The sequence below is a fragment of the Streptomyces sp. NPDC058246 genome (genome assembly GCF_042881985.1).
GTDB lineage: Bacteria > Actinomycetota > Actinomycetes > Streptomycetales > Streptomycetaceae > Streptomyces.
The window spans coordinates 206,213-231,737 of the sequence record NZ_JBHVWZ010000007.1 but is presented as its reverse complement, the minus strand read 5'-3'; the positions used below and the strand labels follow the sequence as shown (position 1 = coordinate 231,737).

Sequence of the window (25,525 nt, the reverse complement as noted above, 5' to 3'; positions counted from 1 at the left end):
CGCGGGCCTCTTCCGCTGTACGGGGGGGCGGGCTGGGGCCAACCCCTAGCCCTTCTAGCCCTTCGCGGCCTTCTTCTCCTCGGCGTCCTGAATGACCGCCTCGGCGACCTGCTGCATCGACATACGACGATCCATCGACGTCTTCTGAATCCACCGGAACGCGGCCGGCTCCGTCAGCCCGTACTGGGTCTGAAGCACCGACTTCGCCCGGTCCACCAGCTTCCGCGTCTCCAGCCGCTGCGTGAGATCCTCGATCTCCTTCTCCAGCGCCTTCAACTCCGTGAACCGCGACACGGCCATCTCGATCGCCGGCACCACGTCACTCTTGCTGAACGGCTTCACCAAGTACGCCATCGCACCCGCGTCGCGCGCACGCTCCACCAGGTCGCGCTGCGAGAACGCGGTGAGCATGAGCACCGGGGCGATGGACTCCTCGGCGATCTTCTCGGCCGCGGAGATCCCGTCCATCTTGGGCATCTTCACATCGAGGATGACGAGGTCCGGGCGGTGCTCACGAGCCAACTCGATGGCCTGCTCGCCGTCACCCGCCTCGCCTACGACGCTGTAGCCCTCTTCCTCCAGCATCTCTTTGAGGTCGAGACGGATCAGCGCCTCGTCCTCAGCGATGACGACGCGGGTCGTCAGCGGAGGCACGTGCGACTTGTCGTCGTCGGGCGCGTCTACGGGCTGGGGCGACTCGGGGGCGGTCACGGGGGCTCCTCGTTCAGGGCGGGGTACTGCTCCCAAGAGCGTACCCAGCTGCGGTAAGGTGGTGGCGCAAGGGGGCGCCGCACTCCTTCCTTTCTAAGGCCCCAGTACTCCAATTGGTTAGAGAGGCCGCTCTCAAACAGCGGACAGTGTGGGTTCGAATCCCACCTGGGGCACTTTTCCTTCGATTCCAAGGTCTGCTCCCGCAAGCGGATGTTCACGTTCTCGTGAACATCCGCCTTTTCGTGCACAGGATCACGATCAGTGACACAGGGTGCTCGCATGAACTTTTACGGCACAGAAGTGCGACAGAAGGCGCTCACACTCCTGCGCGGCGGTGCGCGGAACGCGGACGTGGCGCGGACGTTCAACGTCCCGCTCGGCACGGTCAGCTACTGGAAGCACATGGACCGGGCGAAACGTGGCGAGTGCCGGGGGAAGCACGACCCGAAGTGTCCCCGGTGCGACGGACGACATCTGGACGAGTCCGCGTACAGCTACCTGTTCGGCCTGTACCTGGGCGACGGCCACATCAGCCACTACGCCGAGCACCGCGCGCCCAACCTCATGATCACCTGCGCTGAGTCATGGCCCGGACTCATGGACGACTGCGAGCAAGCCATGCGTGCAGTGTTCCCCGACAACTCCGTATCCCGCGTGCGTAGGATCGGCTGCCGCAATGTGAAGGTCTACTCGAAGCACTTACACTGCCTGTTCCCCCAGCACGGCCCCGGCAAGAAGCACGAGCGCCTCATCGTCCTTGAACCCTGGCAGCAGGAAATCGTCGATGCCCACCCCTGGGAGTTCATCCGCGGCCTCATCCACTCGGACGGCTGTCGCATCACCAACTGGACGACCCGCCTCGTCGGCGGTGAGCGCAAGCGCTACGAGTACCCCCGGTACTTCTTCACCAACAAGTCCGACGACATCCGGAAGCTCTTCACCGACACCCTGGACAAGGTCGGCGTCGGATGGACGACGCTCGCCCGCGGCAGCGACCCCTTCAACATCTCGATCGCCCGCAAGGCCTCCGTCGCCCTCATGGACGCCCACGTCGGCCCCAAGTACTGACCACGGGCCGACCGCAATGTGACCCGTCACTGCCTGCCCCGCCCTCGATTGGGACTTGGCCCAAATCGCGGAAGAACCGTTGACCGGAGTGAGCCCCCGCGGCGATCTTCGGCGGCATGACTCCGATGAACCGACGAGGATTCGTCGCCGCGGCCGCCGGTGCGGCTGCGGCGGCCGTTGCCCTGAACCCGCAGTCCGCCGCCGCACTCGGTGCGAGCGGGGGCGGTAGCAGCACGGATGCCGGTGACTTCGAGGCCGCCGACAAGGGTTTCATCGCGGCGCTCGAACCGGGCGTCGTGAAGAACGCGGCCGGCCGCGTGGTGTGGGACAACGACGCGTACGACTTCCTGAAGGGCGACGCGCCCAAGATGCGTGCTGCCGGAGGGGGCCGGGGATGTGCCGATCCTCGCGCCCGAGGGGTTCATGGAGCACGCCGTCTCCGAGAACGTGTACGCGGGGACGGCCATGAGCCGCCGCTCGGTCTACATGTACGGCGCCCAGCTGGACAAGGGACCGGCGGCGCAGATCGGATGCGGGCTCGGTCAGAACATCTCTACCGGCACGATCGGACTCCTTGAGCCGACCAGGTACGTCTCCGCGACCGGGCAGCGCGATCGGGCTGTACGGCGGTCGGGTCGACGTCGCTTAACGTGAAGGGGATTTATCAGCGTTATATGGGGTGGTTCTCTGGGAATCCCGCGCATGTGTGGGAGCATCCGCCGGTGGCGGAGGCGGAGCGGTATGTGAAGGCGTTGGGTGGGTTGTCGGCCGCTGTTTCGAAGGCTCGGGGGTTCGTTCGGGAGGGTGATCTTCGGTTTGCGGTGACTCTGCTCAATCATTGTGTTTTCGCGGAGCCGGGTGCCGAGGGGCCGAAGCGGCTTCTTGCTCAGGTTTACGAGAGGCTGGCGTACGCGACGGAGAATGCGGTGTGGCGGAATTTCTATCTCACGGGTGCGATGGAGCTTCGGGAGGGTGTGAAGGCGCCGTCGAGGGCGTCGGACAGTGCGGATGTGAGGGCGGCTCTGTCTGTCGATCAGCTCATCGATGCGATGTCGGTGCGGGTGAACGGGCCGACGGCCTGGGGTCTCGATCTTGCGGTCGACTGGTATCTGCCGGGGCAGGGTAGGTACTGGCATCTGCGGCTGAAGAACGGGGTGCTGACGTATACGGTCGGTGCGAAGGCCAGTTCTTCTGCGGGGCTCACTCTGACCATGAGCAAGGTGCAGTTGCTTCAGCTGCTTGCGGGAAAGGGGCTGGGTGCGATTGAGACGTCGGGTGACACCGCCTTGCTCGCCGAGTTGTTCTCGGTGCTCGTGACGCCGACGGCGGACTTCAACATTGTGACGCCGTAGAGGAGTGGAAGAGCCGCCGTGGAAGAAAGGGGGCCCCTTTGAGGAGGGCCCCCTTGCGCACTACTTGGGGCTGTCGTCCTCGCCGATGTGGTGGACGCGTACGAGGTTTGTCGAGCCGGAGACTCCGGGGGGCGAGCCTGCCGTGATGACGACGATGTCGCCTTTCTGACAGCGGCCGTATGTGAGGAGGAGTTCGTCGACCTGGTCGACCATGGCGTCGGTGGAGTCGACGTGGGGGCCGAGGAAGGTTTCCACGCCCCAGGTGAGGTTGAGCTGGGAGCGGGTTGCCGGCATCGGGGTGAAGGCCAGTAGCGGGATGGGTGACCTGTAGCGGGACAGGCGTCGGACGGTGTCGCCGGACTGTGTGAAGGCGACGAGGAACTTGGCGCCGAGGAAGTCGCCCATTTCGGCTGCGGCGCGGGCTACGGCGCCGCCTTGGGTGCGGGGCTTGTTGCGGTCGGTCAGTGGGGGGAGTCCCTTGGCGAGGATGTCTTCCTCGGCCGCTTCGACGATGCGGGCCATGGTGCGGACCGTTTCGATGGGGTATTTGCCGACGCTCGTTTCGCCGGAGAGCATGACGGCGTCGGTGCCGTCGATGACCGCGTTCGCGACGTCTGAGGCTTCCGCGCGGGTGGGGCGGGAGTTTTCGATCATCGAGTCGAGCATCTGGGTGGCGACGATGACCGGCTTGGCGTTGCGTTTGGCGAGTTTGATGGCGCGTTTTTGGACGATGGGGACTTGTTCCAGCGGCATTTCGACGCCGAGGTCGCCGCGGGCGACCATGATGCCGTCGAAGGCGGCGACGATGTCGTCGATGTTGTCGACGGCCTGGGGTTTTTCGACTTTGGCGATCACGGGGAGGCGGCGGCCTTCTTCGTCCATGATGCGGTGGACGTCTTCGATGTCCTTGCCGCTTCTGACGAAGGAGAGTGCGATGACGTCGAAGCCGGAGCGGAGGGCCCAGCGGAGGTCTGCTTCGTCCTTGTCGGAGAGGGCGGGGACGGAGACGGCGACGCCGGGGAGGTTGAGGCCTTTGTGGTCGGAGACCATGCCGCCTTCGACGACGGTGGTATGGACGCGGGGGCCGTCGACGGCGGTGACTTCGAGGCAGACTTTGCCGTCGTCGACGAGGATGCGCTCCCCGGGGGTGACGTCTGCGGCGAGTCCGTCGTAGGTGGTTCCGCAGGTGTTGCGGTCGCCTTCGGTGCCTTGTTCGACGGTGATGGTGAAGGTGTCTCCGCGTTCAAGGAGTACGGGGCCTTCGCTGAAGTGGCCGAGTCGGATCTTCGGGCCTTGAAGGTCGGCGAGGATTCCGACGCTGCGGCCGGTCTCGTCGGAGGCCTTTCGCACGTGTTGGTAGCGCTCCTCGTGTTCGGCGTAGGTGCCGTGGCTGAGGTTGAAGCGGGCTACGTCCATTCCGGCGTCGACCAGGGCTTTGATCTGGTCGTACGAGTCGGTGGCGGGGCCCAATGTACAGACGATTTTTGCTCGGCGCATGGTTTGAGCCTAGGCCTTACCGGTGGGTAGAGAATTGGTGGTGCGTGACTACCCAACAACCTTTGCGTGAAGGGTTATTGACAACTGTTGAATTGTGCGCGGGGGCGCTCTGATGAGCGGGGTGGTCTTTGGGTGGGTCTCCGGTCGCATTCGGTCGCATTTATCTATGGCCGCAGCTGTGGTGGTGCCATGGTGAATCGGGCGTTGACTTGGGCGTAGACGTGTTGGCGTTGGGGTTCGAGGTCGAGGGGGGCGGCTTCGTCGGGGGCGGCCCCCGCGTAGGACATGGAGCGCATGGCGCGGCCGGGTGCGGCGGGGTAGGGCTGGGGGTTCTCGGCGCCGATGTCGGCGAGTTCGACGAGGGCGGCGAGGGTGGTGCCGAGGGCTTCGGCGTATTCGCGGGCGCGTTGGACTGCTTCGCGGACGGCCTGTTGTCGGGCTTGGCGGTGGGAGGGTGAGGTGGGGCGCAGGGCCCACCAGGGGCCGTCGACGCGGGTGAGGTCGAGGTCGGCGAGTCGGGTGGTGAGTTCGCCGAGTGCGGTGAAGTCGGTGAGTTCGGCGGTGATGTGGACGCGGCCGTGGTAGGCGCGGATGCGTTCGCCGCGGCCGTGTTTGGTGAGTTCGGGGCTGATGGAGAAGGCGCCTGTTTCGAGGCGTTCGACGGCTTCTCCGTACGACTTCACGAGGTCCATCGCTGTGGTGTTGCGGCGGGTGAGGTCGGTGAGGGCTTCTCGTCTGTCGGTGCCGCGGGCGCTGACGGTGATGCCGATGCGGGCGATTTCGGGGTCGACTTCGAGGTGGGCTTCGCCGCGGACGGCGATGCGGGGGGATTCGGGGGTGCCGTAGGGGACTGCGGGTGGGGGTTCCTCTGCGGTGGCCATACGTCCCACTCTGTCACCGGAGGGGGGGTCGTGGTGTCCGGTGGTCACCAGATAGAAACCTCCTGGGCCTGTTCCGGAGTGTCATGTGTGGGTCAGAATCTACGCGCGTCGTTGACCATTCCCCAAGGAGTTGTAGACATGCCGTTGAACCGCCGGAAGTTCCTGAAGAAGTCCGCCGTGACGGGTGCGGGGGTGGCGTTGACCGGTGCGGTGGCGGCTCCGTCCGCGCGGGCGGCGGAGGCGCGGGGCGGCGAGAACGCGCCGAAGCGGTATTCGCTGACGGTGCTGGGTACGACGGATCTGCACGGGCACGTGTTCAACTGGGATTACTTCAAGGACGCGGAGTACACGGACAAGGCGGGCAACGCGCAGGGTCTGGCGCGGATTTCGACGCTGGTGAACGAGATCCGCGAGGAGAAGGGCCGCTGCAACACGCTGTTGCTGGACGCGGGTGACACGATCCAGGGCACTCCGCTGACGTATTACTACGCGAAGGTGGATCCGATCACCGCCAAGGGTGGTCCGGTGCATCCGATGGCGCAGGCGATGAACGCGATCGGCTATGACGCGGTGGCGTTGGGGAATCATGAGTTCAACTACGGAATCGAGACGCTGCGGAAGTTCGAGTCGCAGTGTCGTTTCCCGCTGCTGGGTGCGAACGCGCTGGACGCGAAGACGCTGAAGCCGGCTTTCCCGCCGTACTTCATCAAGAAGTTCCATGTGGCGGGTGCTCCGCCGGTGACGGTGGCTGTCCTGGGTCTCACCAATCCGGGTATCGCGATCTGGGACAAGGCTTATGTGCAGGGCAAGTTGACGTTCCCGGGTCTGGAGGAGCAGGCGGCGAAGTGGGTGCCGAAGCTGCGGTCGATGGGTGCGGACGTCGTGGTCGTGTCGGCGCACTCCGGCTCCTCCGGCACTTCCTCGTACGGTGACCAGTTGCCGTACATCGAGAATTCGGCGGCGCTGGTGGCGCAGCAGGTGCCGGGTATCGACGCGATTCTCGTGGGTCACGCGCATGTGGAGATCCCGGAGTTGAAGGTCACCAATACGGCGACGGGTAGGACGGTGGTGCTGTCGGAGCCGTTGGCGTATGCGGAGCGGTTGTCGGTGTTCGACTTCGAGCTGGTCTTCGAGAAGGGGCGGTGGGAGGTCGAGTCGGTGGCGGCGTCGGTCCGCAATGCGAACTCGGTCGCCGACGACCCGAGGATCACCAGGTTGTTGAAGGACGAGCATGACGTGGTCGTGGCGTATGTGAATCAGGTGGTCGGGAGGGCGACGGAGACGCTGACGACGGTCGAGGCGCGCTACAAGGACGCCCCGATCATCGACTTGATCACCAAGGTGCAGGAGGACGTGGTCAAGGCGGCGCTGGCGGGTACGTCGTACGCGTCGCTGCCGGTGATCGCGCAGGCGTCGCCGTTCTCGCGTACGTCGGAGATTCCGGCGGGGGATGTGACGATCCGGGATCTGTCGAGTCTGTATGTGTACGACAACACGCTGGTCGCGAAGGTGATGACGGGCGCGCAGGTGCGGGCGTACCTGGAGTATTCGGCGAACTACTTCGTGCGGACGGCGGCGGGGGCCGTGGTCGACGTGGAGAAGCTGACGAATGCGAACAACCGTCCGGACTACAACTACGACTATGTGTCTGGTCTTCGGTACGAGATCGACATCGCGCAGGCGGAGGGTTCGCGGATCAAGAACCTGACGTACAACGGTGCGGCGCTGGACGACGCGCAGCAGTTCGTGCTGGCGGTGAACAATTACCGGGCCAATGGTGGCGGGGCCTTCCCGCATGTCGCTTCCGCGACCGAGGTGTGGTCGGAGTCGACGGAGATCCGTACGCGGATCGCGGAGTGGGTGACCGCGAAGGGCACGCTCGATCCGAAGGAGTTCGCTTCGGTGGACTGGAAGCTGACGCGGGAGGGCACGCCCGTCTTCTAGGGCTGCTTCTTCTGCTTCTGCTTCTACTTCTGCTTCTTCTGCTTCTCCGGTTCTGGAGGTGCGTCTTCCCGGCGGCCCCTTCTTATCGCCCCTCGATGAGGGGGGTGAGGGTGGGGGCCGTTTGGCGTGCGGTGGGGATCTGTGGGTGGGGCTCGAGTCCGAAGGTGGTGAAGGCGGTGCGGGCGGGGAGGGGGTAGGGGTCTTTGCCGGTGAGGGAGTTGAGGATGGTGGCGCTGCGCCAGGCGGCGAGGCCGAGGTCGGGGGCGCCGACGCCGTGGGTGTGGAGTTCGGCGTTCTGGACGTGGACCCGGCCGGTGACGGAGGGGTCGAGGACGAGTCGGAACTGGTCGTCGATGCGGGGGCGTTCGCTGCTGTCGCGGCGCAGGTAGGGGTCGAGTCCGGCGAGGATCTGGTCGAGGGGGCGTTCGCGGTAGCCGGTGGCGAGGACGACGGCGTCGGTGGTGAGGCGGGTGCGGGCGCCTTGTTGGCCGTGTTCGAGGTGGAGTTCGACTTTGGTGGTGGCGACGCGTCCGGCGGTGCGGACGGTGACGGCGGGGGTGAGGACGGCGTCGGGCCAGCCGCCGTGCAGGGTGCGGCGGTAGAGCTCGTCGTGGATGGCGGCGATGGTGTCGGCGTCGATGCCTTTGTGGAGTTGCCATTGGGCGGCGACGAGCCGGTCGCGGACGGGTTCGGTGAGGTGGTGGAAGTAGCGGGTGTAGTCGGGGGTGAAGTGTTCGAGGCCGAGCTTGGAGTACTCCATGGGTGCGAAGGCTTCGGTGCGGGCGAGCCAGTGGATGTTCTCGCGGCCTGAGGGGCGGTTGCGGAGCAGGTCGAGGAAGACTTCGGCGCCGGACTGTCCCGCTCCGATGACGGTGATGTGTTCGGCGGTGAGGAACTGTTCGCGGTGCTTGAGGTAGTCGGCGGCGTGGATGACGGGCACGCCGGGTGCTTCGACGAGGGGTTTGAGTGGTTCGGGGATGTGGGGGGCGGTGCCGACGCCGAGGACGATGTTGCGGGTGTAGGTGCGGCCGAGGGCTTCGGCTTCTCCGTCGGTGTCGAGTTGGGTGAAGTCGACTTCGAAGAGGGCGCGGTCGGGGTTCCAGCGGACGGCGTCGACCTGGTGGCCGAAGTGGAGGCCTGGGATGTTGTCGGCGACCCAGCGGCAGTAGGCGTCGTATTCGGCGCGCTGGATGTGGAAGCGCTCGGCGAAGTAGAAGGGGAAGAGGCGCTCGCGGGCTTTGAGGTAGTGGAGGAAGGACCAGGGGCTGGTGGGGTCGGCGAGGGTGACCAGGTCGGCGAGGAAGGGGACTTGGAGGGTGGCGCCGTCGATGAGCAGGCCGGGGTGCCAGTCGAAGCCGGGGCGTTGTTCGTAGAAGACGGTGTCGAGTTCGGCGAGGGGGTGGGCGAGGGCGGCGAGGGAGAGGTTGAAGGGGCCGATGCCGATGCCCACCAGGTCGCGGGGTGCTTCGGCGGCGGGGCGTGGCGGGATGGGCGTCGGGCTCATTGGGGTGTGTGTCCTTCCACCAGTTTCAGGAGCGCGGCCAGGTCGCCCGGCCGGGTGTGGGGGTTGAGGAGGGTGGCTTTGAGCCAGCGGCGGCTGTCGAGGGTGGCGCGGCCGAGGACGGCGCGGCCTTCGTGCAGGAGGGTGCGGCGTACGGTGGCGACGGCGTCGTCGGTGGCGTGGGTGGGCCGGAACAGGACGGTGCTGATGGTCGGCCGGTCGTAGAGCTCGAAGCCGGGGTGGGCGGCAATGAGGTCGGCCAACTCTTCGGCGTGGTCGCAGACTTGGTCGACGAGTTGGCCGATGCCGTGCCTACCGAGGGTTTTGAGGGTGACGGCGATCTTGAGGATGTCGGGGCGTCGGGTGGTGCGCAGGGAGCGGCCGAGGAGGTCGGGCAGGCCTGCTTCGGTGTCGTCGTCGGCGTTGAGGTAGTCGGCGTGGTGGGCGAGTGCGGTGAGGTCGTGGGGGTCCTTTACCGCGAGGAGTCCGGCGGCGACGGGCTGCCAGCCGAGTTTGTGCAGGTCGAGGGTGACGGTGTGGGCGCGGTCGAGTCCGTCGAGTCGGGCGCGGTGCCGGTCGCTGAAGAGGAGGCCTCCGCCGTAGGCGGCGTCGATGTGGAGGCGGGCGCCGTGGGCGGCGCACAGGTCAGCGATGTCGGGCAGCGGGTCGATGAGTCCGGCGTCGGTGGTGCCGGCGGTCGCGGTGACGAGGAGTGGGCCGGAGAGTTCGGTGAGGGCTTCGTCGAGAGCGGCGGGGTCCATCGTTCCTGCGGGGGCGGGCACGACGACGGGGTCGGGCAGGCCGAGCAGCCAGGCGGCGCGGTGCAGGGAGTGGTGGGAGTTGGCTCCGCAGACGAGTCGCACTCCGCCGTGGGCTTCGCGGGCGAGCAGGAGGGCGAGTTGGTTGGACTCGGTGCCGCCGGTGGTGACGAGGGCGTCGGCCATCTGGGCTTCGTGCGCGAGGGCCTTGGTGACGAGGGCTTCCAGCGCGGAGGCGGCCGGGGCCTGGTCCCAGGAGTCGAGGGAGGGGTTGAGGGCGGAGGCGGCGAGGTCGGCGGCGGTGGCGACGGCGAGGGGTGGGCAGTGGAGGTGGGCGGCGCACAGGGGGTCGGCGGGGTCGGCGGAGCCTTCGGCGAGTGCGCGTACGAGGAGGCGTAGGGCGTCGTCGGTGCCTTGTTGCGGGAGCACCTCGCCGACGGTCTCGCGCATCCGGCGGGCCACTGCCTCCGGTCCTCCCGCCGGAAGTGGTCCTCCGCGCGCCGCGCCGCCTTCTTGGAGTGCGTCGAGGACGGTGTCGAGCAACGGCCGCAGTGCGCTGGGGCCTTCGGGGCCTGAGGCGAGGGGCGGCGTGCTCATGGGTGTCCTCCGGTGGGCGCGCGGCAGGGTGAGTCCAAGCCTGTACGCATTTCGGGTCGGCGCGCCCGTATGGGACAACGATCCGACCCGAATGGGGGTACTGCCGTGCGGAGGAAATGTGCCGGGTGGGCGGGGGTGCTAGGGGCGGAGGGCCAGGGGTGCAGGAAGCAGGCGTGGAGGGTCAGGGGTGGAGGGTAGGGGTGGAGGGTTCGCGCCCTCCACCCCTGCCCGTCCCGTACAGGGTTCGCCCCCTCCGCCGCTGCCCGTCCCGTACCTGGGGGGCTGCCGCCCCAGCCCCCGGTTCGGTCTGGACGGCCTCGGCCTCGTACTCGACCGCCGGAGGGGCTGAGGATCAGCCCGTCCGGACCCGCAACGCCCGGTTCAGGTCGTCGAGTTGGTCGGCGAGTTTGCGGCGGAGGGCCGGGATGGGGTCGGCGTCGCGGAGGCAGGCCTCGCCGAGGGTGAGGGTTTCGGGGGAGATGGCGTGGGTGGGGAAGGCCCAGCGGCCCGCGGCCTCGGCGATGGCGGGACCGCGGCGCGCGGCGACGGCCACGGCGTCGGGCCAGTACCGGGTGACGTACTCGCGTACGAGGTCGGCCTGTTCGGGCTGCCAGAAGCCCTGGGCGGTGGCGGTGAAGAGGTAGTTGGAGAGGTTGTCGGTGGTGAACATCGACTCCCAGGCGGCGCGCTTGGCCTGCGGGTCGGGCAGGGCGGCGCGGCAGCGGGCGGCGCCTTCCTGGCCGGTTGCGCTGGGGTCCTGGACGAGTTCGGCGTCGATGACGGCGTCGTCGATGGCGCCGAGGACGGCGAGCCGGCCGAGGATGCGCCAGCGCAGCTCGGGGTCGAGTTCGGGGCCGCCGGGGACGGTGCCTTCGGAGAACCAGGCGCTGATGGTGTCGGGGTGGGCGGCGACGTCGATGTAGTGGCGTACGGCGGTGAGGCGCAGGCCGGGGTGGGAGCCGTCCTCGGTGCGGCGCATGAGGTCGCGGCACAGGTCGGTGAGGGTGGCGAGGGCGGTGGGGCGGTCCTCGGCGGGGAGGTAGCGGTCGGCGACGTGGGCGGACGCGAAGGACAGGACGCCTTGGACGAGGGCGAGGTCGGTCTCGTGCGGGAGGTGGGCGCGGGCGGCGTCGACGTAGGCCATGGCGGGCAGTTCGCCGTCGCGGACGGCGTCGCGCAGGGCGTTCCAGACGACGGCGCGGGTCAGCGGGTCGGGCAGGCCGGAGAGGCCGTCGCGGACGGTGGTGAAGGATTCGGGGTCGAAGCGGACCTTGGCGTAGGAGAGGTCGCCGTCGTTGAGGAGGAGCAGGGCGGGGCGTTTGCCGATGGCGGCGGGTTCGGCCTGCGGGACGTCGATGTCGAGGCGCTCGCGGAGGGTGAGGCCGCGCTCGCCGGTGAGGGTCTGGTCGTAGAGGCCGACGGCGATGCGGTGCGGGCGGTTGCCGTCGCGGGCGACGGTCAGTGTGCGGGTGCCGTCGTCGCCTGTGGTGATCTGTGGGGTGAGGGTGTCGACGCCGGTGGTGCGCAGCCAGGATTCGGCCCAGGCGTGTACGTCGCGTTCGGTGGCTCCGGCGAGGGAGTCGATGAAGTCGGCGAGGGTGGCGTTGGCGAACTTGTGGCGGGCGAAGTGGGTGTTGATGCCGGCGAGGAAGTCCTTCTCACCGAGCCAGGCCACCAACTGCCGTAGCGCGGAGGCGCCCTTGGCGTAGGAGATGCCGTCGAAGTTGAGCATGGCGGAGGCGGTGTCGGGGACGGCGTCCGGGTCGGGGGCGACGGGGTGGGTGGAGGGGCGCTGGTCGGCGTCGTAGCCCCAGGCCTTGCGGGCGACGCCGAAGTCGGTCCAGGTGTCGGTGAAGCGGGTGGCTTCGGTGAGGGTCTGGTAGCCCATGTACTCGGCGAAGGACTCGTTCAGCCAGATGTCGTCCCACCAGCGCAGGGTGACGAGGTCGCCGAACCACATGTGGGCCATTTCGTGGGCGATGACCATGGCGCGGGTCTGCCGCTCGGTGTCGGTGACGGCGGAGCGGTAGATGAATTCGTCGCGGAAGGTGACCAGGCCGGGGTTCTCCATGGCGCCGGCGTTGAACTCGGGGACGAACGCCTGGTCGTAGGAGTCGAAGGGGTAGGGCTCGTCGAACTTCTCGTGGTAGCGGTCGAAGCACGCGCGCGTGACGTCGAGGATCTCGTCGGCGTCGGCGTCCAGGTGGGGGGCCAGGGAGCGGCGGCAGTGGATGCCGAAGGGCAGGCCGTGGTGTTCGGTGCGGACCGAGTGCCAGGGTCCGGCGGCGACGGCGACGAGGTAGGTGGAGATCAGCGGGGTGGGGGCGGCCTTCCAGTGGCCCTGGCCGAGGTGTTCGGTGACGCCGTTGGCGAGGACGGTCCAGCCGTCGGGGGCGGTGACGGTGAGCTCGAAGACGGCCTTGAGGTCGGGCTGGTCGAAGGCGGCGAAGACGCGCTGGACGTCTTCCATGAACAGCTGGGTGTAGAGGTAGGTCTCGCCGTCGGTGGGGTCGGTGAAGCGGTGCATGCCCTCGCCGGTGCGTGAGTAGCGCATGGCGGCGTCGACGCGCAGTTCGTGCTCGCCCGCGGTCAGGCCGTGCAGCGGCAGCCGGTTCTCGACGAGGGTCTGGGGGTCGAGGGGCTGTCCGTCGAGGGTGACGGAGCGCAGCTCGGCGGGCTTCAGCTCGACGAAGGTGTCCGCGTCGGCGCGGGCGGTGAACCGGATGACGGTGCGGGAGTCGAAGGTCTCGTCCCCGCGGGTCAGGTCGAGTTCGATCCCGTAGTGGTGGACGTCGAGGAGCTTGGCACGGGTCTGCGCTTCGTCGCGCGTCAGTACGGACATGGGGCCATGCTGCCTGATGGTGCTGACAGGGCACAGAGGGGGCCCGGTACGCCCCTTATGTCGCGGGCCGTATGCCGCGGGTCTTGTGTGGCGGGCCTTGTGCCGCGGGCCTTGTGCCGCGGGCCTTATGTGGCGGGTCTTGTGTGGCGGGTCTTGTGTGGCGGGCCTTATGTGGCGGCCTTATGTCGCGGGCCGTATGTCTCGCGCCGCGGAGGCGGGAGCCGACCGCCGGTCAGGGGACCGCCGGTCAGGGGGCGCTGTCCTGCTCCAGCTTCTCGCTGTGGGGTTCGCGCGGGAGGGGGACGCGGGTGTCGGGGTGCGTGAGGGCGGGGGCCGGGCCGTGTTCCTTGAGCAGGGCGCGCAGTTCGCGCACCTCGCGTTCGAGGGCGCGGTGGCGCTGGTGGGTGTCGTACAGGTAGCGGACCTTGGTGCGCAGCGCCCAGGGGTCGACGGGTTTCATGAGGAGGTCGGCGACGCCGAGGCCGAAGGCGATGGAGGTGAGTTCGGCGTCCGGGCCGAAGCCGGTGAGCAGGATGATGGGGATGTGCTGGGTCTGCTCCAGGCGGCGCATGTAGCGGACGACGTCGAGGCCGCTGACGCCGGGCATGCGGACGTCGAGGAGGAGCAGTCCGACCTGGCCGCGCAGGACTTCCTTCAGGGCGTCGTCGCCGCTGGTCGCCCGGGCCACGCGGTAGCCCAGCGGGGCCAGGGCGCTCTCCAGGGCGTACAGCGTGTCCTCATGGTCGTCGACGATGAGGATCTTGGCATCCGACGGCATGGCCCGACGTCCCCTCGTTTGGGCATTCCAGCTTATGCCCGTACGGACTCACGACGTACGCCCGTGGTTGTGGTGCCCGGTATCCGTGGTGGGTGGCAGGGAGTGTTCGACAGCGAGTGATCGTCCTGACGCCCCGGCAGGTAGTGCTCAGGCAGGATGCCCGCTCGGGGCGCCCGGTGTCACTCCCCCGGCTCGCCCGCGGCGTCGTCCGCGCCGTCCGCGATGCGCTCGTGGTGCCGGATGACCTCGGCGATGATGAAATTCAGCAATTTTTCCGCGAAGGCCGGATCCAGCTTGGCGTTCTCGGCGAGCCTGCGCAGCCGGGCGATCTGGTGGGCCTCGCGGGACGGGTCGGCGGGCGGCAGCTGGTGCGCGGCCTTGAGGAGGCCGACCTGCTGGGTGCATTTGAAGCGCTCGGCGAGCATGTGGACGACGGCGGCGTCGATGTTGTCGATGCTGTCGCGCAGCCGGGCGAGCTCGGCGCGGACGGCGGGGTCGACTTCCTGAGGCTTACTGCTGGTCATGAGATCCAACCCTACGTGGCGTGCAGGTGCTCGATCATGGGCGGATCGTCGGGGTCCGGTATCTGGTTGCTCCAGCCGCCGGGGACGGTTCGGCCCTGCTGGGCGCGGAAGCGGACGGGGGCCATGCCGACGCGGCGGGTGAACAGGCGGGAGAAGTAGGCGGGGTCGTCGTAGCCGACGCGGCGGGCGACGGCGGCGACGGGGAGTTCGGTGGCGGCGAGGAGTTCCTTGGCGCGGCCCAGGCGGATGCCGAGGAGGTAGTCCTTGGGGCTGCATCCGGCGCCGCGGCGGACGGCGGTGCGCAGTTCGGCGGGGGTCATGCCGTGCCGGGCCGCGTGTTCGGCGACGGACAGGGGCTGGAAGGCGTCGCGGGCGAGGGCCTGGAGGACCTCGTCGCCGTCGGGGGCGAGGTCGGCGCGGGCACGGCGCAGGGCGACGAGCAGTTCGTGGACGGCCGCGCCGGTCTCCACCTCCAGGAGGGGGTTGCCGCGGCGGGCGGCGCGGGCGATGCGGCCGACGACGGCGCGGGCGGCGCCCGCGTCGGCGAGGGGGACGACGGGCCGCCCGGGTTCGATGTAGCCGAGTTCGGTGTACGGGGCCGTCGCGGGCCCGGTGAAGTCGACGAAGCACTCGTCCCAGCTCGGGTCGGGCCCGTAGTGGTGGGGTGTGTCGGGGGTGAGCCAGATGAGGGCGGGTGCGGTGACGGGGTGGCGGTGTCCGTCGGGGGTGCGGTACCAGCCGCCGCCGGCACTGATCACGACGGCGACGTGGTGGTCGAGGGTGCGCGGTCCGACGACGGGCAGTTCGCCGTGCTGGAGGCCGACGCCGAGGCAGACGAGGCCGAGCCGGTGGTGGGCGGGCCCGGGGGTGAAATAGCGCATCCAGGTGTGGTACATCCGCTTTCCTCCCGCCCGCTCGGCGTCCCTGACGTGCTTTCGCACGTGTCCACGCGGCTCTTGCGTCCAATCAGCGCTGATCTTTGTCCATGGACCGGGCCACCGCCAGGGGTGATCGTGTGCCCATGAGCGAGTTCACGGTGGGGGACACGGATTTTCTGCTGGACGGACGCCCGGTGCGGCTGCTGTCCGGCGCGCTGCACTACTTCCGGGTGCACGAGGAGCAGTGGGCGCACCGGCTCGGGATGCTGCGGGCGATGGGGCTGAACTGTGTGGAGACGTACGTCCCGTGGAATCTCCACGAGCCGCGGCCCGGCGGCTTCCGGGACGTCGGGCAACTGGGCCGTTTCCTGGAGGCGGCCCGCGCGGCGGGGCTGTGGGCGATCGTGCGCCCGGGCCCGTACATCTGCGCGGAGTGGGACAACGGCGGGCTGCCGCACTGGCTGACGGGAACGCTCCGCACCCGCGACGAGGAGTATCTGCGGCATGTGGAGCGCTGGTTCCGGCGGCTGCTGCGCGAGATCGTGCCGCGGCAGATCGACCGCGGCGGGCCGGTGCTCATGGTGCAGGTCGAGAACGAGTACGGCAGCTACGGCTCCGACCAGGTGTATCTGCGCCGCCTTGCCGACCTGCTGCGCGCCGAGGGGGTGAGCGTGCCGCTGTTCACCTCGGACGGACCCGAGGACAACATGCTCACCGGCGGCTCGGTCCCGGGCGTCCTGGCGACCGCCAATTTCGGCTCCCACGCGCGCGTGGCCTTCGAGACGCTGCGCCGGCACCGGCCCGAGGGCCCGCTGATGTGCATGGAGTTCTGGTGCGGCTGGTTCGACCACTGGGGCGCCGGCCACGTCGTACGCGATCCCGGCGACGCGGCGGACGCGCTGCGGGAGATCCTGGAGTGCGGGGCGTCGGTCAACCTCTACATGGCGCACGGGGGCACCAGTTTCGCGGGCTGGGCGGGTGCCAACCGGGGCGGCGGCGCGCTGCACGACGGGCCGCTGGAGCCGGACGTCACCTCGTACGACTACGACGCGCCGATCGATGAACTCGGCCGCCCCACCGAGAAGTTCTGGCGCTTCAGGGAGATCCTGGCCGCGTACGCGGACGGGCCGCTGCCCGACGTACCGCCGCCGCTTGCGCAACTCGGCTCTGCCACACCGGTCACCCTTCGGGAATGGGCCTCCCTGGACGCCGTACTGGAGACACTGGGCGGCCCCGGAGGCGAGTACCCTATGCCGCCCACGTTCGAGGAACTTGACGTGGACCAGGGGCTGGTCAAGTACGAGGTGACCGTGCCCGGTCCCCGGCAGCCGTACCCGCTGACCGTGCGCGGGCTGCGTGATCTGGCGGTGGTGTACGTCGACGGCGCGCGGGCCGGGGTGCTCACCGAGGACGAGCCGACGCTCAAGGAGCTTGTCGCGGGGCACGCGCGCGTGGAGCTGTGGGTGGAGTCCCTGGGGAGGGTCAACTACGGGCCGCGCACCGGCGAGGCGAAGGGCGTCACGGGTGGTGTGCTGCACGAGCGGCAGTATCTGCACGGGGTGCGGGCGCGGGGGTTGCGGCTGGACGCGCTGGCCGATGCCGGGACCGACGGCGGAACCGGCATCGGGACCGGCCTCGGGACCGGCGTCGGGACCGGCGTCGGGACCGGCGTCGGGGGTGTTCCCTTCGGGGAGCTTCCGGAGGACGGCGCCCCCGGCCTGTACCACGGCACCGTCGAGGTGCGCGGCGCCGGGGACGCCCTCCTCGAACTCCCCGGCTGGACCAGGGGGTTCGTGTGGATCAACGGATTCAACCTCGGACGCTACTGGTCCGTGGGCCCACAGCGTTCGCTGTACGTCCCCGGTCCCGTCCTGCGTGAGGGCGCCAACGAGGTGTGGGTACTGGAGCTTCAGGAAGCTCCGGAGCTTGACGAGACCCTGGAGCTTCAGGAAGCCCCGGAAATCAAGGAGGCCCTGGAGCTTGAGGAGGCCCCGGAGCTTGAGGAAGCTCCGGAGCTCCAGCAGGGCCGCAGGTCTCAGGAGACCTCTCTCACCTCGAAGGAGTCCAGCGCGAACTCCGCCGTGCCGTCGTCGCCGGTCTTGCGGAGCCCCACCCAGGCCTCCCCCTCACCCGGCGCGGTGAACTCATAGGCAAGTTCGGTCGGTTCGGTGGCCGCGGGAAGGTCGGTGCGGGAGAGTTCCGTGGTCGTCGCCCCTTGATCGACGCCGGTGATCCAGGCGTACTGGCCGGCCTTCTCGTTCTCGTGGCGGAAGGTGACGCGGTAGCGGCGGCCGGGCTCGAAGCGGACGGTGTGCGGCACGGTCCGGTAGACCAGGCCGTCGTTCTCACCGCGTGACTTGAGGGACTGGGAGCCGTCGACGACGTCGTCGATCGCCTTGCCGTTCCAGCCGCGCCGGGTGAACGGCGCGTGCCGCTGCGCGATATGGGTGCGCGGGTCGGTGGCACCGCCCGCGTCGCCCTTCACGAAGGGTCCCCAGCCCTGGGGGACGTTCTCGAAGTCCTCGAACACGAGCGTTCCCTGCCTGGCGCTGCGCCGCGCCGGCACGACCCGGACGTTGTCGAACCGCACGCGCGCGTGCCCGGCGTCGGCGCGCAGCGTGAGATCGACCCGGCCGCCGCCCTCGGGCACGGTGAAGTACGTGAACATCCGCTGGAAGCGGGTGCCGTGCTTGCGGTCGGCGGCGACGTGGTTGCCCGCGGTGGACGTCCGTGTCCAGTTGACGGCCGTGACACCGTCCGCGGTACGCACCTGGAGGGACGCCTTGCGGATGTCGTCCGCGTTGTCGCCGACCTCGACCTGGACGGAGGCGGCGTACGAGCCGGGCTGGAGGCGGCCGAGCCGCTGGGAGACGGCTGCGGCGCCGCCGGATGCGATCACCAGCTCGTAGTCACCGAGGTGGCTGAGCTCGACGGAGGCGGGGCCGGTGACCGTCCAGCCCTTCAGGGAGCCGGAGTTGAAGCCGGGGTCGTGGAGCGGAGTGGCCTGCCCCCAGACGGGGTCGGCGGCGTCGGAGGCGGGGGTCCCGCCGGTCGAGCGAAGCCGAGACTGAGGGAGGGTGCGGTAGAGGACGTACGGCTGCTTGGGCGCGGCGTCGAGGGTGACCTTGCCGCCGCGTACGGGGACGTACATGACGAACACCCGGCCCTGGTCGGTGAGCCGGTACAGGGCGACCCGGGACAGGCCCTCCCACGCGCGCGGGAGCCGCCAGGTGCTGCTGCCGCCCCGGGGGTTGTAGTGGTAGAGCTTCGTGGCCTTCTTCGGGTCCCAGGGGAGGAGGTAGCGGCCCCCGTCGTAGACGAGCCGTCCGTCGGTGGTGATGCGGCGGGTGCCGTCCGCGTCGGAGACGGACGTGGACCCGTCGAAGGTGATCTCGTGCTCGCCCCAGGTCCTGACCGGGTACGCCTGGAGGTACTTGGCGGGCAGCGAGTGCGCCCAGATCAGGTCGTAGAAGTAGCTCCAGTCGGTCTTGCCGGTCCAGCCCTCGAAGTTGCCCATCCGGGCGATGCCGAGCAGGGTGGGCCACTTGTCGGCGAAGACGTCCTTCTGATGGTTGCGGATGAAGCGGATGAGCTGGGAGTTGATGCCCCGGGAGGTGTCGGGGCCGTAGTCCGTCTCGGTCGCCCAGTGCGACCACAGCGACGAGCGCTCCAGGCCGTGGCCCCACTCGGAGGTGACGTGCCAGCCCTGGTCGCGCAGGGCGCGCTGCAGGCGGTCGGAGGTCCAGCCCGACTCGCGGAAGACATCGATGTAGAGGGAGTTGAGGGCCGGGTCGGCGTCGCGGCGCAGGTCGGCGAAGCGGCGGACGATGTCGCCGGAGACGAGGTCACGGCGCTGGTCGATCCGGTACGACTGGTCCAGCCAGTCCCACTGCTCGTCGGTCTTGTCGACGAGGGTCTCGGAGAAGGCGTGCGCGACGGGGTAGGACTCGGTGGCGTTCACGTGGACGGCGAAGTCGCTGTTCCACTTCTTGCCCTCGCGGACCAGGGTGTTGAGGTCGTCGAGGCCGCCGGCGCGCTGGTTGTAGTTGCCCGCGTAGTCGGGATGCGCGGAGTCGTGCCCCTCGGACTGGTAGCCCTTGAGGAGCGTGAACTGCCGCAGCCCGTCGGTCGCCAGTGAGATCCGCTTGACGTTGTCGAGGGTGGCGAGGAACGGATTGGTGGCCTGCGAGGCGAAGTTGAAGGGGATGTGCGGGACGACGCGCAGATACGTCTCGTCGGCGCCGAGCGGGGTGACCATGATGTCGCGGAAGGCGATCGCCGCGTCCTGCCAGTCGATCACGCCGTCGCCGTTGCGGTCGCCGGTGACGACGATCGTGGCGTACGGGAGGGGCTCGGTGTCGGTCGCGGTCGCCGCGCGGTGGGTCCACTGACCGGGGGCGAGCTGCGCCTTGACGTAGCCGCCCGCTCCGCCAGCTCCACCCGCTCCACCCGCTCCATCCGCTCCATCCGCTCCGTCCTTGGCGTCCTTGGCGTCCTTGACGTCCCTGCGGATGGTCTGGCGCCAGAGCCTGCCGTTCTCCCACGAGCTGGTGCTGTCTGGCTTGTCGTAGACCGTGTTGGTCTCCACGGCACCCGCGAGCCCGTGGTGTGCGACGACGGCGTACGCGCATCCGGTGGCGGCGTCGGCCGGGCTGTCGGCCGTCGGGACGACGAGCGTGTCGCCGCTCTTGGACTTGTCCAACTGGATCCGGGCGGCGAGGAGGTGAGCTCCCGGTTGATCACTGCGGACGGACAGGAGTGCGAGGCCGGGGATACGCAGGGTGCCGACGGGGAGAGCCGAGGTTTCGGCGATCTCCATGACACGCCAGGTCACTTGATGACCCGTCACCGCGATCTCGACGTCGATCGTGGTGCCGCCGTCGAAGGCGAGACGGTACGCGACCGCGGTGTCGCCCGCCGTGGCCGTGACCGTCGGGGTGCGCTCGATGCCGTCGACGAGGACGGAGGTGACCTCGTCCTCCTGGCCGTACAGGACGGCGCCGGTGGCGCGGTCGGTGTAGGAGACGATGCGGGGGAAGGCGGTGGCGACGCGGACGTCGAGGGCGGCGGAGCGGATGACGGCTTCCTCGGCCGGAGCCGCCGTGGCCGTGCCGGGCGCACCGAGGGCGGCGCCGATCCCGGCCGCGGCTCCCGCCACGACGACGGCGCGGCGGCTGGGGGCGAACGTGTCTGAGGGCTGCAAGGCACTCCTCCTGGGGGCGGCGTTCGATGGGGCCACCATGCGTCGGACGAGGCGAACGCGCCCATGGACAAAGGAGGGACAGCAGTTGGACTAACGGAGCTGGGGCTCCGGCGCCTTGTGGAAGTAGCCGGCGGCTCATGGGCCGGGCCGGTGCCACTTCGCGCTGGGCACACGGGCACTGTGTGACGGATTTCGGGCCGGGTGCCGCCCCACCACACGACGCACACTCCGCCGGGCGCCACTCACAGCGGGGCGCCCCCGACCGGGGGGACGGGCGCCCGCACCCACACGCGAAAGACCGGGACGCGTGCGACGGGCGCCGGCCTACAGCCCCGACGCCGCCCGCGCTATGTCGGCCGCGAACGTCGAGACCTCGCTGTACACGCCGGGGTAGCCGGGCTCCGCGCAGCCCTGGCCCCAGCTGACGATCCCGACCTGGATGTAGGCGCCCGTGTCGTCCTTGCGGAACATCGGGCCGCCGGAGTCGCCCTGGCAGGTGTCGACCCCGCCCTGCGCGACGAACCCGGCGCAGATCTCGTCACCGGGGACGAGATCACTGCCGTACGCCTGCTGACAGGTGGCGTCGTCGACGAAGGGGACGGTGGCCTTGAGCAGGTAGCGCTGCTGGGCGCCGCCCTCGCGTGCGGCGCCCCAGCCGGCGACGGTGAAGTTCCCGTTGTTGTACGCGGTGGTGGTGGCGATCTTCAGGGTGGGCTGGTTGATCGGTGCGGCGAGCTTGATGAGCGCCCAGTCCTTGCCCTTGCCGTTGTAGCCGGGCGCCTGGAGCACCTTCGTCGACTTGACCTTGATCGCACTGCTGCTCTGCAGGTCGACCACGCCGGCGGTGGCGGTGATGGAGGTGTTGGTGCCCGAGCCGTTCACACAGTGCGCGGCGGTCAGGACGATGTTCTTGGCGTAGAGGGCGCCGCCGCAGCCCATGGACAGCCGCACCATGAACGGGAACTCGCCCTGCGCGGCCCGGGTCCCGCCGACGACGGGCGCGGGCGCGGCCTGCGCGGACAGCGGCTGGAGAGAGATCGCGGCGAGCGCGACCGCACTGACAGCGAGCAGTCTTCTGATCACGCCGAACTTCTTGAGAGACTTCAACGCGCTTCCTTTCGTGGGGGGTTGAACGCGAGGCAGGGGACGGGGAGAGACGCTTACTGACATGCCCATGCCAAGCTGGAGCGGATTATGGGGACCGACACGCACTCCGGGCAAGGGCCACATTCCGGCCAGAGGGGGCCCGGCGCGCCCGCGCACCTCCCGCGGCCGGGAGAAACCCCGCTTAGAGTGGAATTCAGAGCTGGCGTCTTCAGGGGGTGCGGACGTGGCGAACGGCGGACCCGTCGAGCACGGCTACCCGCATCTGAACACGGTGCGGGCCTCGATCACCGCGCTCTACAAGCGGCTCTCGTACGACACCATCCACACCTTCGCGACCAGCGTGGCCCCCGCCGACGTGGCCTTCGCCGACACCGACGACCTGCATCTGGGCGCGCAGCGCGTGGCCCGCGAGATGGTGCGGCACTACCGGCTGCCGGACGCCCGGATGATCGTCGGCTTCCGCGAGATGACCCACGCCGCGAACGTCGAACTCGCCGCGGGCCCCGAGTACTTCATCGAACTCAACGACCGCTTCCGCACCCACCGCCGGGACATCGGCGCCGCCCTCGCCCACGAGGTGATGCACGTCTATCTGCACCGCCTCGACCTCTCCTTCCCCGGCACCCGCGACACCGAGATCCTCACGGACACGGCGGCGACGTACCTCGGCGCGGGCTGGCTGCTCCTCGACGCCTTCCGCGAGGACGGGGCGTCCTCACAGAAGCTCGGCTACCTCACACCTGAGGAGTTCGGGTACGTCCTCGCCAAGCGCGCCCTCGTCTTCGGCGAGGACCCCTCCATCTGGTTCACCAGCCCGCAGGCGTACACCGCGTACGCCAAGGGCATGGCGCAGGCCCGCCGCGACGAGCAGCAGCCCCCGCTGACCGCGGCCGGCTGGGCGGGCCGCCGCCGCTACGCGAAGGACCGCCGCCACGCCCAGGACCACCACTCCCCCGCCCCGCCCCCCGGCGTCCCGTACGCCTTCACCCCCGACAGCCGCGGCCCGCTGCGCGTCTCCTTCCCCTGCCCGACCTGCCACCAGCGGATCAGGGTGCCGGTGCGCGGCCGGGTACGGGCACGCTGCGCGCTCTGCCGGACGGTGCTGGAGTGCGACACCTGAGAGACCAGGTGTGCGTGGCACGGCGTAAGAGGTGAGACAGAACACCCCAAAAGACTTTGCCTCACGCGCACTTCGCGAGCGAGGGTCGAAGGATGAGCCCGAACGACCACGCCACGCGTCTCCTCACCGCCGTGTACGAAGGTGACGAGGACGCGGTCGTACGGCTGCTGCGCTCCGGCGCGAGTCCGGAGTCGGTGGACGCGGACGGCCAGACCGCGCTGTATCTGGCGGCGGTGAGCGACCAGCCCGGCATCGTACGGCTGCTGCTGGCGACCGGGGCCGCGCCCGACCGGCTCAGCCAGGGCACGGATGCCCCGCTGTGCGGGGCGGTCTGCGGCGGTCATACGGCGGTGGTGCGCGCCCTGCTCGCGGCCGGGGCCGGGCCCGACATCGTGGAGGAGTTCGGCTTCACGGCCCTGACCTGGGCGTTGCGGCGGGGGCACACTCAGGTGACGGAGGCCCTCCTCGCCGCCGGCGCGGACCCGGACCGCCCCGGACCGACCGGCGAGCCCCCGCTGGTGGCGGCCGCGCGCCGGGGCTCGCCGGGCTGCGTACGGGCGCTCCTCGCGTACGGGGCCGGGGCGAAGCCCGAGGCTCTCGCGGAGGCGCGGCGCTGGCTGGCCCTCGACGTGGAGGCCGAGCTCCGTGCCTCCCTGGCCCGGGCCCATGGGGCCGGCCACCCCTCCTCCACCCGCCGCTACCCGGCGGACGACGGCGCCGACGGGACCGACGGGGCCGACGGGGCCGACGGGGCCGGCGGCATCACCGTCGAGGTCCTGCTCCTCGACGCCGAGGGGCGGCCCTTCGCCGGGGACGATCAGCAGACCGGCCACGCCGAGATAGCCGGGCTGCTGGAGGCGGCCCTGGGTACGGCTCGCTGAGCGGCGGGGTGGTCAGGACGTTTTCGCCCCCGCCGCCCCTACCCTTCCCGTACCTGGGGGCTGCGCCCCCAGACCCCCGCTAAAAGACCGCGCAGTTCCCCGCGCCCCTGGAAGATCGCGCAGTTCGCAGCGCTCCTCGAAGGTCGCGCAGTTCGCCGCGCCCTTGAGGCGTGTGGCTACGTTCCGTAGGCCGCCGCCGGAGCCTCTGCCTCCGCCAGGAGTTTCGCGGTCGCCTCGCCCGCCTCCGTCGGTGTCCAGCGCGCCCCCTTGTCCGCGGTCGGGCCCGGACGCCAGCCTTCCATGACGGTGATGCGGCCGCCCTCGGCCTCGAAGACGCGGCCGGTGACGCCGGCGCTCGCGGCCGACCCCAGCCACACCACCAGCGGTGACACGTTCTCGGGGGCCATCGCGTCGAAGCCGCCGTCGGGTGCCGCCATGGTGTCAGCGAAGGTCCGCTCGGTCATCCGGGTGCGGGCCGCGGGGGCGACCGCGTTGACCCCGACGCCGTACCGTCCGAGCTCGGCGGCGGCGACCAGCGTCAGGCCGACGATCCCGGCCTTGGCCGCGCTGTAGTTCCCCTGCCCGACCGACCCCAACAGCCCCGCTCCGCTACTGGTGTTGACGACCCGGGCGACGGGCGTCCGCCCCGTCTTCGCCTCGGCCCGCCAGTACGCCGCCGCGTGCTTGAGCGGCAGGAAGTGCCCCTTCAGATGGACGCGCAGCACCGCGTCCCAGTCGTCCTCGTCGAGGTTGACCAGCATCCGGTCGCGCAGGAATCCGGCGTTGTTGACGAGAGTGTCGAGGCGGCCGTACGTCGCCAGGGCGGTGCGTACGAGCGACGCGGCGCCCTCGGTCGTCGCGATGTCGCCGCCGTGGGCCACCGCTTCGCCGCCCGCCGCGCGGATCTCCTCGGCCACCCGCCGGGCCGGGCCTCCCTCCTCCGGCGTGCCGTCGAGACCGACGCCGAGGTCGTTCACGACCACCCGCGCGCCCTCGGCGGCGTACGCCAGCGCGTGCGCCCGGCCGAGCCCACGGCCCGCGCCCGTGACGATCACGACCCGTCCCTCGCACAGCAACCCTGCGCTCATCCCATGCCTCCCTCTCGGTCCTCTTGGTCCTTGTGGTCCTTGTTGGCCGTCGCGGCATCGAGGAAGGCGGGCCGCTCCCCGCCTCCGTGGACGAGCAGCGAGGCTCCGCTGATGTACGCGGCGGCGTCCGAAGCGAGGAAGACCGCTGCCTCACCGATGTCGGACGGCTGGGCGAGGCGGCCCAGCGGGACGGTCCGCGCCACGGCGGCGACGCCGTCCTCGCCGCCGTAGTGCAGATGCGCCAGCTCGGTGCGGACCATGCCGACGACGAGGGTGTTGACCCGGATGTCGGGGGCCCATTCGACCGCCATCGAACGGGCCAGGTTCTCCAGGCCCGCCTTGGCCGCCCCGTAGGCCGCCGAGCCGGGCGAGGGCCGCGTCCCGCTCACGCTGCCGATCATCACGACCGACCCCTTGGCCCGCTTGAGGTGCTCGTACGCGGCGATCGAGGCGGTCAGCGGCGCGGTGAGGTTGAGCTCGATGACACGTGCGTGCCGCTCGGGGGACGACCGTGCCAGCGGACGGTAGGGCGCGCCGCCCGCGTTGTTGACCAGGACGTCGAGCCGGGGCAGCGCCTCGAAGAAGGCGTGCACGGCGGTGGGGTCACGCAAGTCGACGGAGACGAAGTCGGCGTCCTGCAGGGGAACTTCGGGCGGCCGGCGCGCACAGACGACGACGTGTGCGCCCGCTCGCGTGAACGCCCGCGTGATCCCGGCCCCGACCCCACGGGTGCCGCCCGTGACGACGACGGTCCTGCCGCCGAGATCCATGGTGTCCGCGTTTTCCACAGGGCCT

The 25,525-nt window shown here is 69.8% G+C and carries 19 protein-coding genes, 1 tRNA gene and 1 pseudogene; 8 read left to right on the top strand and 13 right to left on the bottom strand.

Features of this window, described 5'->3' with window-relative positions; all coding sequences use genetic code 11:
• Positions 1–54: 54 nt before the first annotated feature.
• Positions 55–711 carry a response regulator gene (locus ACFVXA_RS13545; RefSeq protein WP_362025477.1) on the bottom strand — a complete coding sequence of 219 codons (657 nt, stop codon included), beginning with the start codon at positions 709–711 and terminating at the stop codon, positions 55–57.
• A gap of 98 nt (positions 712–809) precedes the next feature.
• Between ACFVXA_RS13545 and ACFVXA_RS13540 the strand changes: the two genes are divergently transcribed.
• From ACFVXA_RS13540 to ACFVXA_RS13525, 4 genes and pseudogenes are all read left to right on the top strand, one after another.
• Positions 810–884, top strand: a tRNA-Leu gene (locus ACFVXA_RS13540).
• A gap of 106 nt (positions 885–990) precedes the next feature.
• Positions 991–1,779, top strand: coding sequence for a helix-turn-helix domain-containing protein (locus ACFVXA_RS13535; RefSeq protein WP_383746277.1), 789 nt, complete (start codon positions 991–993; stop codon positions 1,777–1,779).
• A gap of 644 nt (positions 1,780–2,423) precedes the next feature.
• Positions 2,424–2,741, top strand: a pseudogene (locus tag ACFVXA_RS13530) (alkyl sulfatase dimerization domain-containing protein); the annotation flags it as partial.
• Positions 2,736–3,131, top strand: a complete 396-nt coding sequence (locus ACFVXA_RS13525) for an alkyl sulfatase C-terminal domain-containing protein (protein WP_390025095.1) — start codon at positions 2,736–2,738, stop codon at positions 3,129–3,131. The pseudogene ACFVXA_RS13530 and the gene ACFVXA_RS13525, both read left to right, overlap by 6 nt.
• A gap of 60 nt (positions 3,132–3,191) precedes the next feature.
• Here the strand turns inward: ACFVXA_RS13525 and pyk are convergent, their stop codons facing one another.
• Together pyk and ACFVXA_RS13515 are read right to left on the bottom strand one after the other, a co-directional pair.
• Entirely contained in the window at positions 3,192–4,628 is a 1,437-nt protein-coding gene (pyk, locus tag ACFVXA_RS13520) for a pyruvate kinase (protein ID WP_383746279.1), read from the bottom strand.
• 164 nt (positions 4,629–4,792) lie between these two features.
• Positions 4,793–5,509, bottom strand: a complete 717-nt coding sequence (locus ACFVXA_RS13515) for an SIMPL domain-containing protein (protein ID WP_362025468.1) — start codon at positions 5,507–5,509, stop codon at positions 4,793–4,795.
• Positions 5,510–5,647: 138 nt separating this feature from the next.
• Here ACFVXA_RS13515 and ACFVXA_RS13510 point away from each other — a divergent pair, with 138 nt between their 5' ends.
• The gene (locus ACFVXA_RS13510; protein ID WP_389749315.1) at positions 5,648–7,453 is read left to right on the top strand and encodes a bifunctional metallophosphatase/5'-nucleotidase; all 1,806 of its coding nucleotides are present in this window, start codon (positions 5,648–5,650) and stop codon (positions 7,451–7,453) included.
• Between the two features lie 82 nt (positions 7,454–7,535).
• On the opposite strand, the gene ACFVXA_RS13505 is transcribed toward ACFVXA_RS13510, so the two are convergent.
• The 6 genes from ACFVXA_RS13505 to ACFVXA_RS13480 all read right to left on the bottom strand — a co-directional run bounded on the left by ACFVXA_RS13505 (position 7,536) and on the right by ACFVXA_RS13480 (position 15,349).
• A complete protein-coding gene (locus ACFVXA_RS13505) occupies positions 7,536–8,957 on the bottom strand; it encodes a SidA/IucD/PvdA family monooxygenase (protein ID WP_362025462.1) in 1,422 nt (473 codons plus the stop codon).
• Entirely contained in the window at positions 8,954–10,309 is a 1,356-nt protein-coding gene (locus tag ACFVXA_RS13500; protein WP_390025034.1) for a pyridoxal phosphate-dependent decarboxylase family protein, read from the bottom strand. The genes ACFVXA_RS13505 and ACFVXA_RS13500 overlap by 4 nt, the downstream gene beginning before the upstream one ends.
• Before the next feature lie 352 nt (positions 10,310–10,661).
• Positions 10,662–13,151, bottom strand: coding sequence for an aminopeptidase N (gene pepN / locus ACFVXA_RS13495; RefSeq protein ID WP_389467309.1), 2,490 nt, complete (start codon positions 13,149–13,151; stop codon positions 10,662–10,664).
• A 247-nt stretch (positions 13,152–13,398) separates the two neighbouring features.
• Positions 13,399–13,929: a response regulator gene (locus ACFVXA_RS13490; protein WP_362025452.1), complete on the bottom strand. Its 531-nt coding sequence runs from the start codon at positions 13,927–13,929 to the stop codon at positions 13,399–13,401.
• Positions 13,930–14,108: 179 nt separating this feature from the next.
• Positions 14,109–14,453: a chorismate mutase gene (locus tag ACFVXA_RS13485; RefSeq protein ID WP_362025449.1), complete on the bottom strand. Its 345-nt coding sequence runs from the start codon at positions 14,451–14,453 to the stop codon at positions 14,109–14,111.
• Positions 14,454–14,464: 11 nt separating this feature from the next.
• Entirely contained in the window at positions 14,465–15,349 is an 885-nt protein-coding gene (locus tag ACFVXA_RS13480) for a helix-turn-helix domain-containing protein (protein ID WP_390025032.1), read from the bottom strand.
• A gap of 125 nt (positions 15,350–15,474) precedes the next feature.
• Between ACFVXA_RS13480 and ACFVXA_RS13475 the strand changes: the two genes are divergently transcribed.
• Positions 15,475–17,481 carry a beta-galactosidase family protein gene (locus tag ACFVXA_RS13475; RefSeq protein WP_390025030.1) on the top strand — a complete coding sequence of 669 codons (2,007 nt, stop codon included), beginning with the start codon at positions 15,475–15,477 and terminating at the stop codon, positions 17,479–17,481.
• On the opposite strand, the gene ACFVXA_RS13470 is transcribed toward ACFVXA_RS13475, so the two are convergent.
• Positions 17,367–20,573 (bottom strand): endo-alpha-N-acetylgalactosaminidase family protein, encoded by a 3,207-nt coding sequence (locus tag ACFVXA_RS13470; RefSeq protein WP_390025028.1) that lies wholly within the window; start codon positions 20,571–20,573, stop codon positions 17,367–17,369. The genes ACFVXA_RS13475 and ACFVXA_RS13470 overlap by 115 nt on opposite strands.
• Positions 20,574–20,858: 285 nt before the next feature.
• Complete coding sequence (locus tag ACFVXA_RS13465; RefSeq protein WP_362034308.1) at positions 20,859–21,641, bottom strand: serine protease; 783 nt, start codon at positions 21,639–21,641, stop codon at positions 20,859–20,861.
• 223 nt (positions 21,642–21,864) lie between these two features.
• Between ACFVXA_RS13465 and ACFVXA_RS13460 the strand changes: the two genes are divergently transcribed.
• Complete coding sequence (locus ACFVXA_RS13460) at positions 21,865–22,761, top strand: hypothetical protein (protein ID WP_390025026.1); 897 nt, start codon at positions 21,865–21,867, stop codon at positions 22,759–22,761.
• Between the two features lie 92 nt (positions 22,762–22,853).
• Entirely contained in the window at positions 22,854–23,642 is a 789-nt protein-coding gene (locus tag ACFVXA_RS13455; protein WP_390025024.1) for an ankyrin repeat domain-containing protein, read from the top strand.
• A gap of 176 nt (positions 23,643–23,818) precedes the next feature.
• On the opposite strand, the gene ACFVXA_RS13450 is transcribed toward ACFVXA_RS13455, so the two are convergent.
• The gene (locus ACFVXA_RS13450) at positions 23,819–24,730 is read right to left on the bottom strand and encodes an SDR family oxidoreductase (RefSeq protein ID WP_362034299.1); all 912 of its coding nucleotides are present in this window, start codon (positions 24,728–24,730) and stop codon (positions 23,819–23,821) included.
• Positions 24,727–25,500 (bottom strand): SDR family oxidoreductase, encoded by a 774-nt coding sequence (locus ACFVXA_RS13445; protein ID WP_390025093.1) that lies wholly within the window; start codon positions 25,498–25,500, stop codon positions 24,727–24,729. Before ACFVXA_RS13445 ends, ACFVXA_RS13450 begins: the two co-directional genes overlap by 4 nt.
• Between the last annotated feature and the right edge of the window lie 25 nt (positions 25,501–25,525).

Excerpts from the sequence above, each read along its gene's own strand:
- ACFVXA_RS13535 (WP_383746277.1), top strand. The coding sequence starts at position 991 with ATGAACTTTTACGGCACAGAAGTGCGACAGAAGGCGCTCACACTCCTG.
- ACFVXA_RS13525 (WP_390025095.1), top strand. The coding sequence starts at position 2,736 with ATGGAGCTTCGGGAGGGTGTGAAGGCGCCGTCGAGGGCGTCGGACAGT.
- pyk (WP_383746279.1), bottom strand. The coding sequence starts at position 4,628 with ATGCGCCGAGCAAAAATCGTCTGTACATTGGGCCCCGCCACCGACTCG.
- ACFVXA_RS13515 (WP_362025468.1), bottom strand. The coding sequence starts at position 5,509 with ATGGCCACCGCAGAGGAACCCCCACCCGCAGTCCCCTACGGCACCCCC.
- ACFVXA_RS13510 (WP_389749315.1), top strand. The coding sequence starts at position 5,648 with ATGCCGTTGAACCGCCGGAAGTTCCTGAAGAAGTCCGCCGTGACGGGT.
- ACFVXA_RS13505 (WP_362025462.1), bottom strand. The coding sequence starts at position 8,957 with ATGAGCCCGACGCCCATCCCGCCACGCCCCGCCGCCGAAGCACCCCGC.
- ACFVXA_RS13500 (WP_390025034.1), bottom strand. The coding sequence starts at position 10,309 with ATGAGCACGCCGCCCCTCGCCTCAGGCCCCGAAGGCCCCAGCGCACTG.
- pepN (WP_389467309.1), bottom strand. The coding sequence starts at position 13,151 with ATGTCCGTACTGACGCGCGACGAAGCGCAGACCCGTGCCAAGCTCCTC.
- ACFVXA_RS13490 (WP_362025452.1), bottom strand. The coding sequence starts at position 13,929 with ATGCCGTCGGATGCCAAGATCCTCATCGTCGACGACCATGAGGACACG.
- ACFVXA_RS13485 (WP_362025449.1), bottom strand. The coding sequence starts at position 14,453 with ATGACCAGCAGTAAGCCTCAGGAAGTCGACCCCGCCGTCCGCGCCGAG.
- ACFVXA_RS13480 (WP_390025032.1), bottom strand. The coding sequence starts at position 15,349 with ATGTACCACACCTGGATGCGCTATTTCACCCCCGGGCCCGCCCACCAC.
- ACFVXA_RS13475 (WP_390025030.1), top strand. The coding sequence starts at position 15,475 with ATGAGCGAGTTCACGGTGGGGGACACGGATTTTCTGCTGGACGGACGC.
- ACFVXA_RS13470 (WP_390025028.1), bottom strand. The coding sequence starts at position 20,573 with ATGGTGGCCCCATCGAACGCCGCCCCCAGGAGGAGTGCCTTGCAGCCC.
- ACFVXA_RS13455 (WP_390025024.1), top strand. The coding sequence starts at position 22,854 with ATGAGCCCGAACGACCACGCCACGCGTCTCCTCACCGCCGTGTACGAA.
- ACFVXA_RS13450 (WP_362034299.1), bottom strand. The coding sequence starts at position 24,730 with ATGAGCGCAGGGTTGCTGTGCGAGGGACGGGTCGTGATCGTCACGGGC.
- ACFVXA_RS13445 (WP_390025093.1), bottom strand. The coding sequence starts at position 25,500 with ATGGATCTCGGCGGCAGGACCGTCGTCGTCACGGGCGGCACCCGTGGG.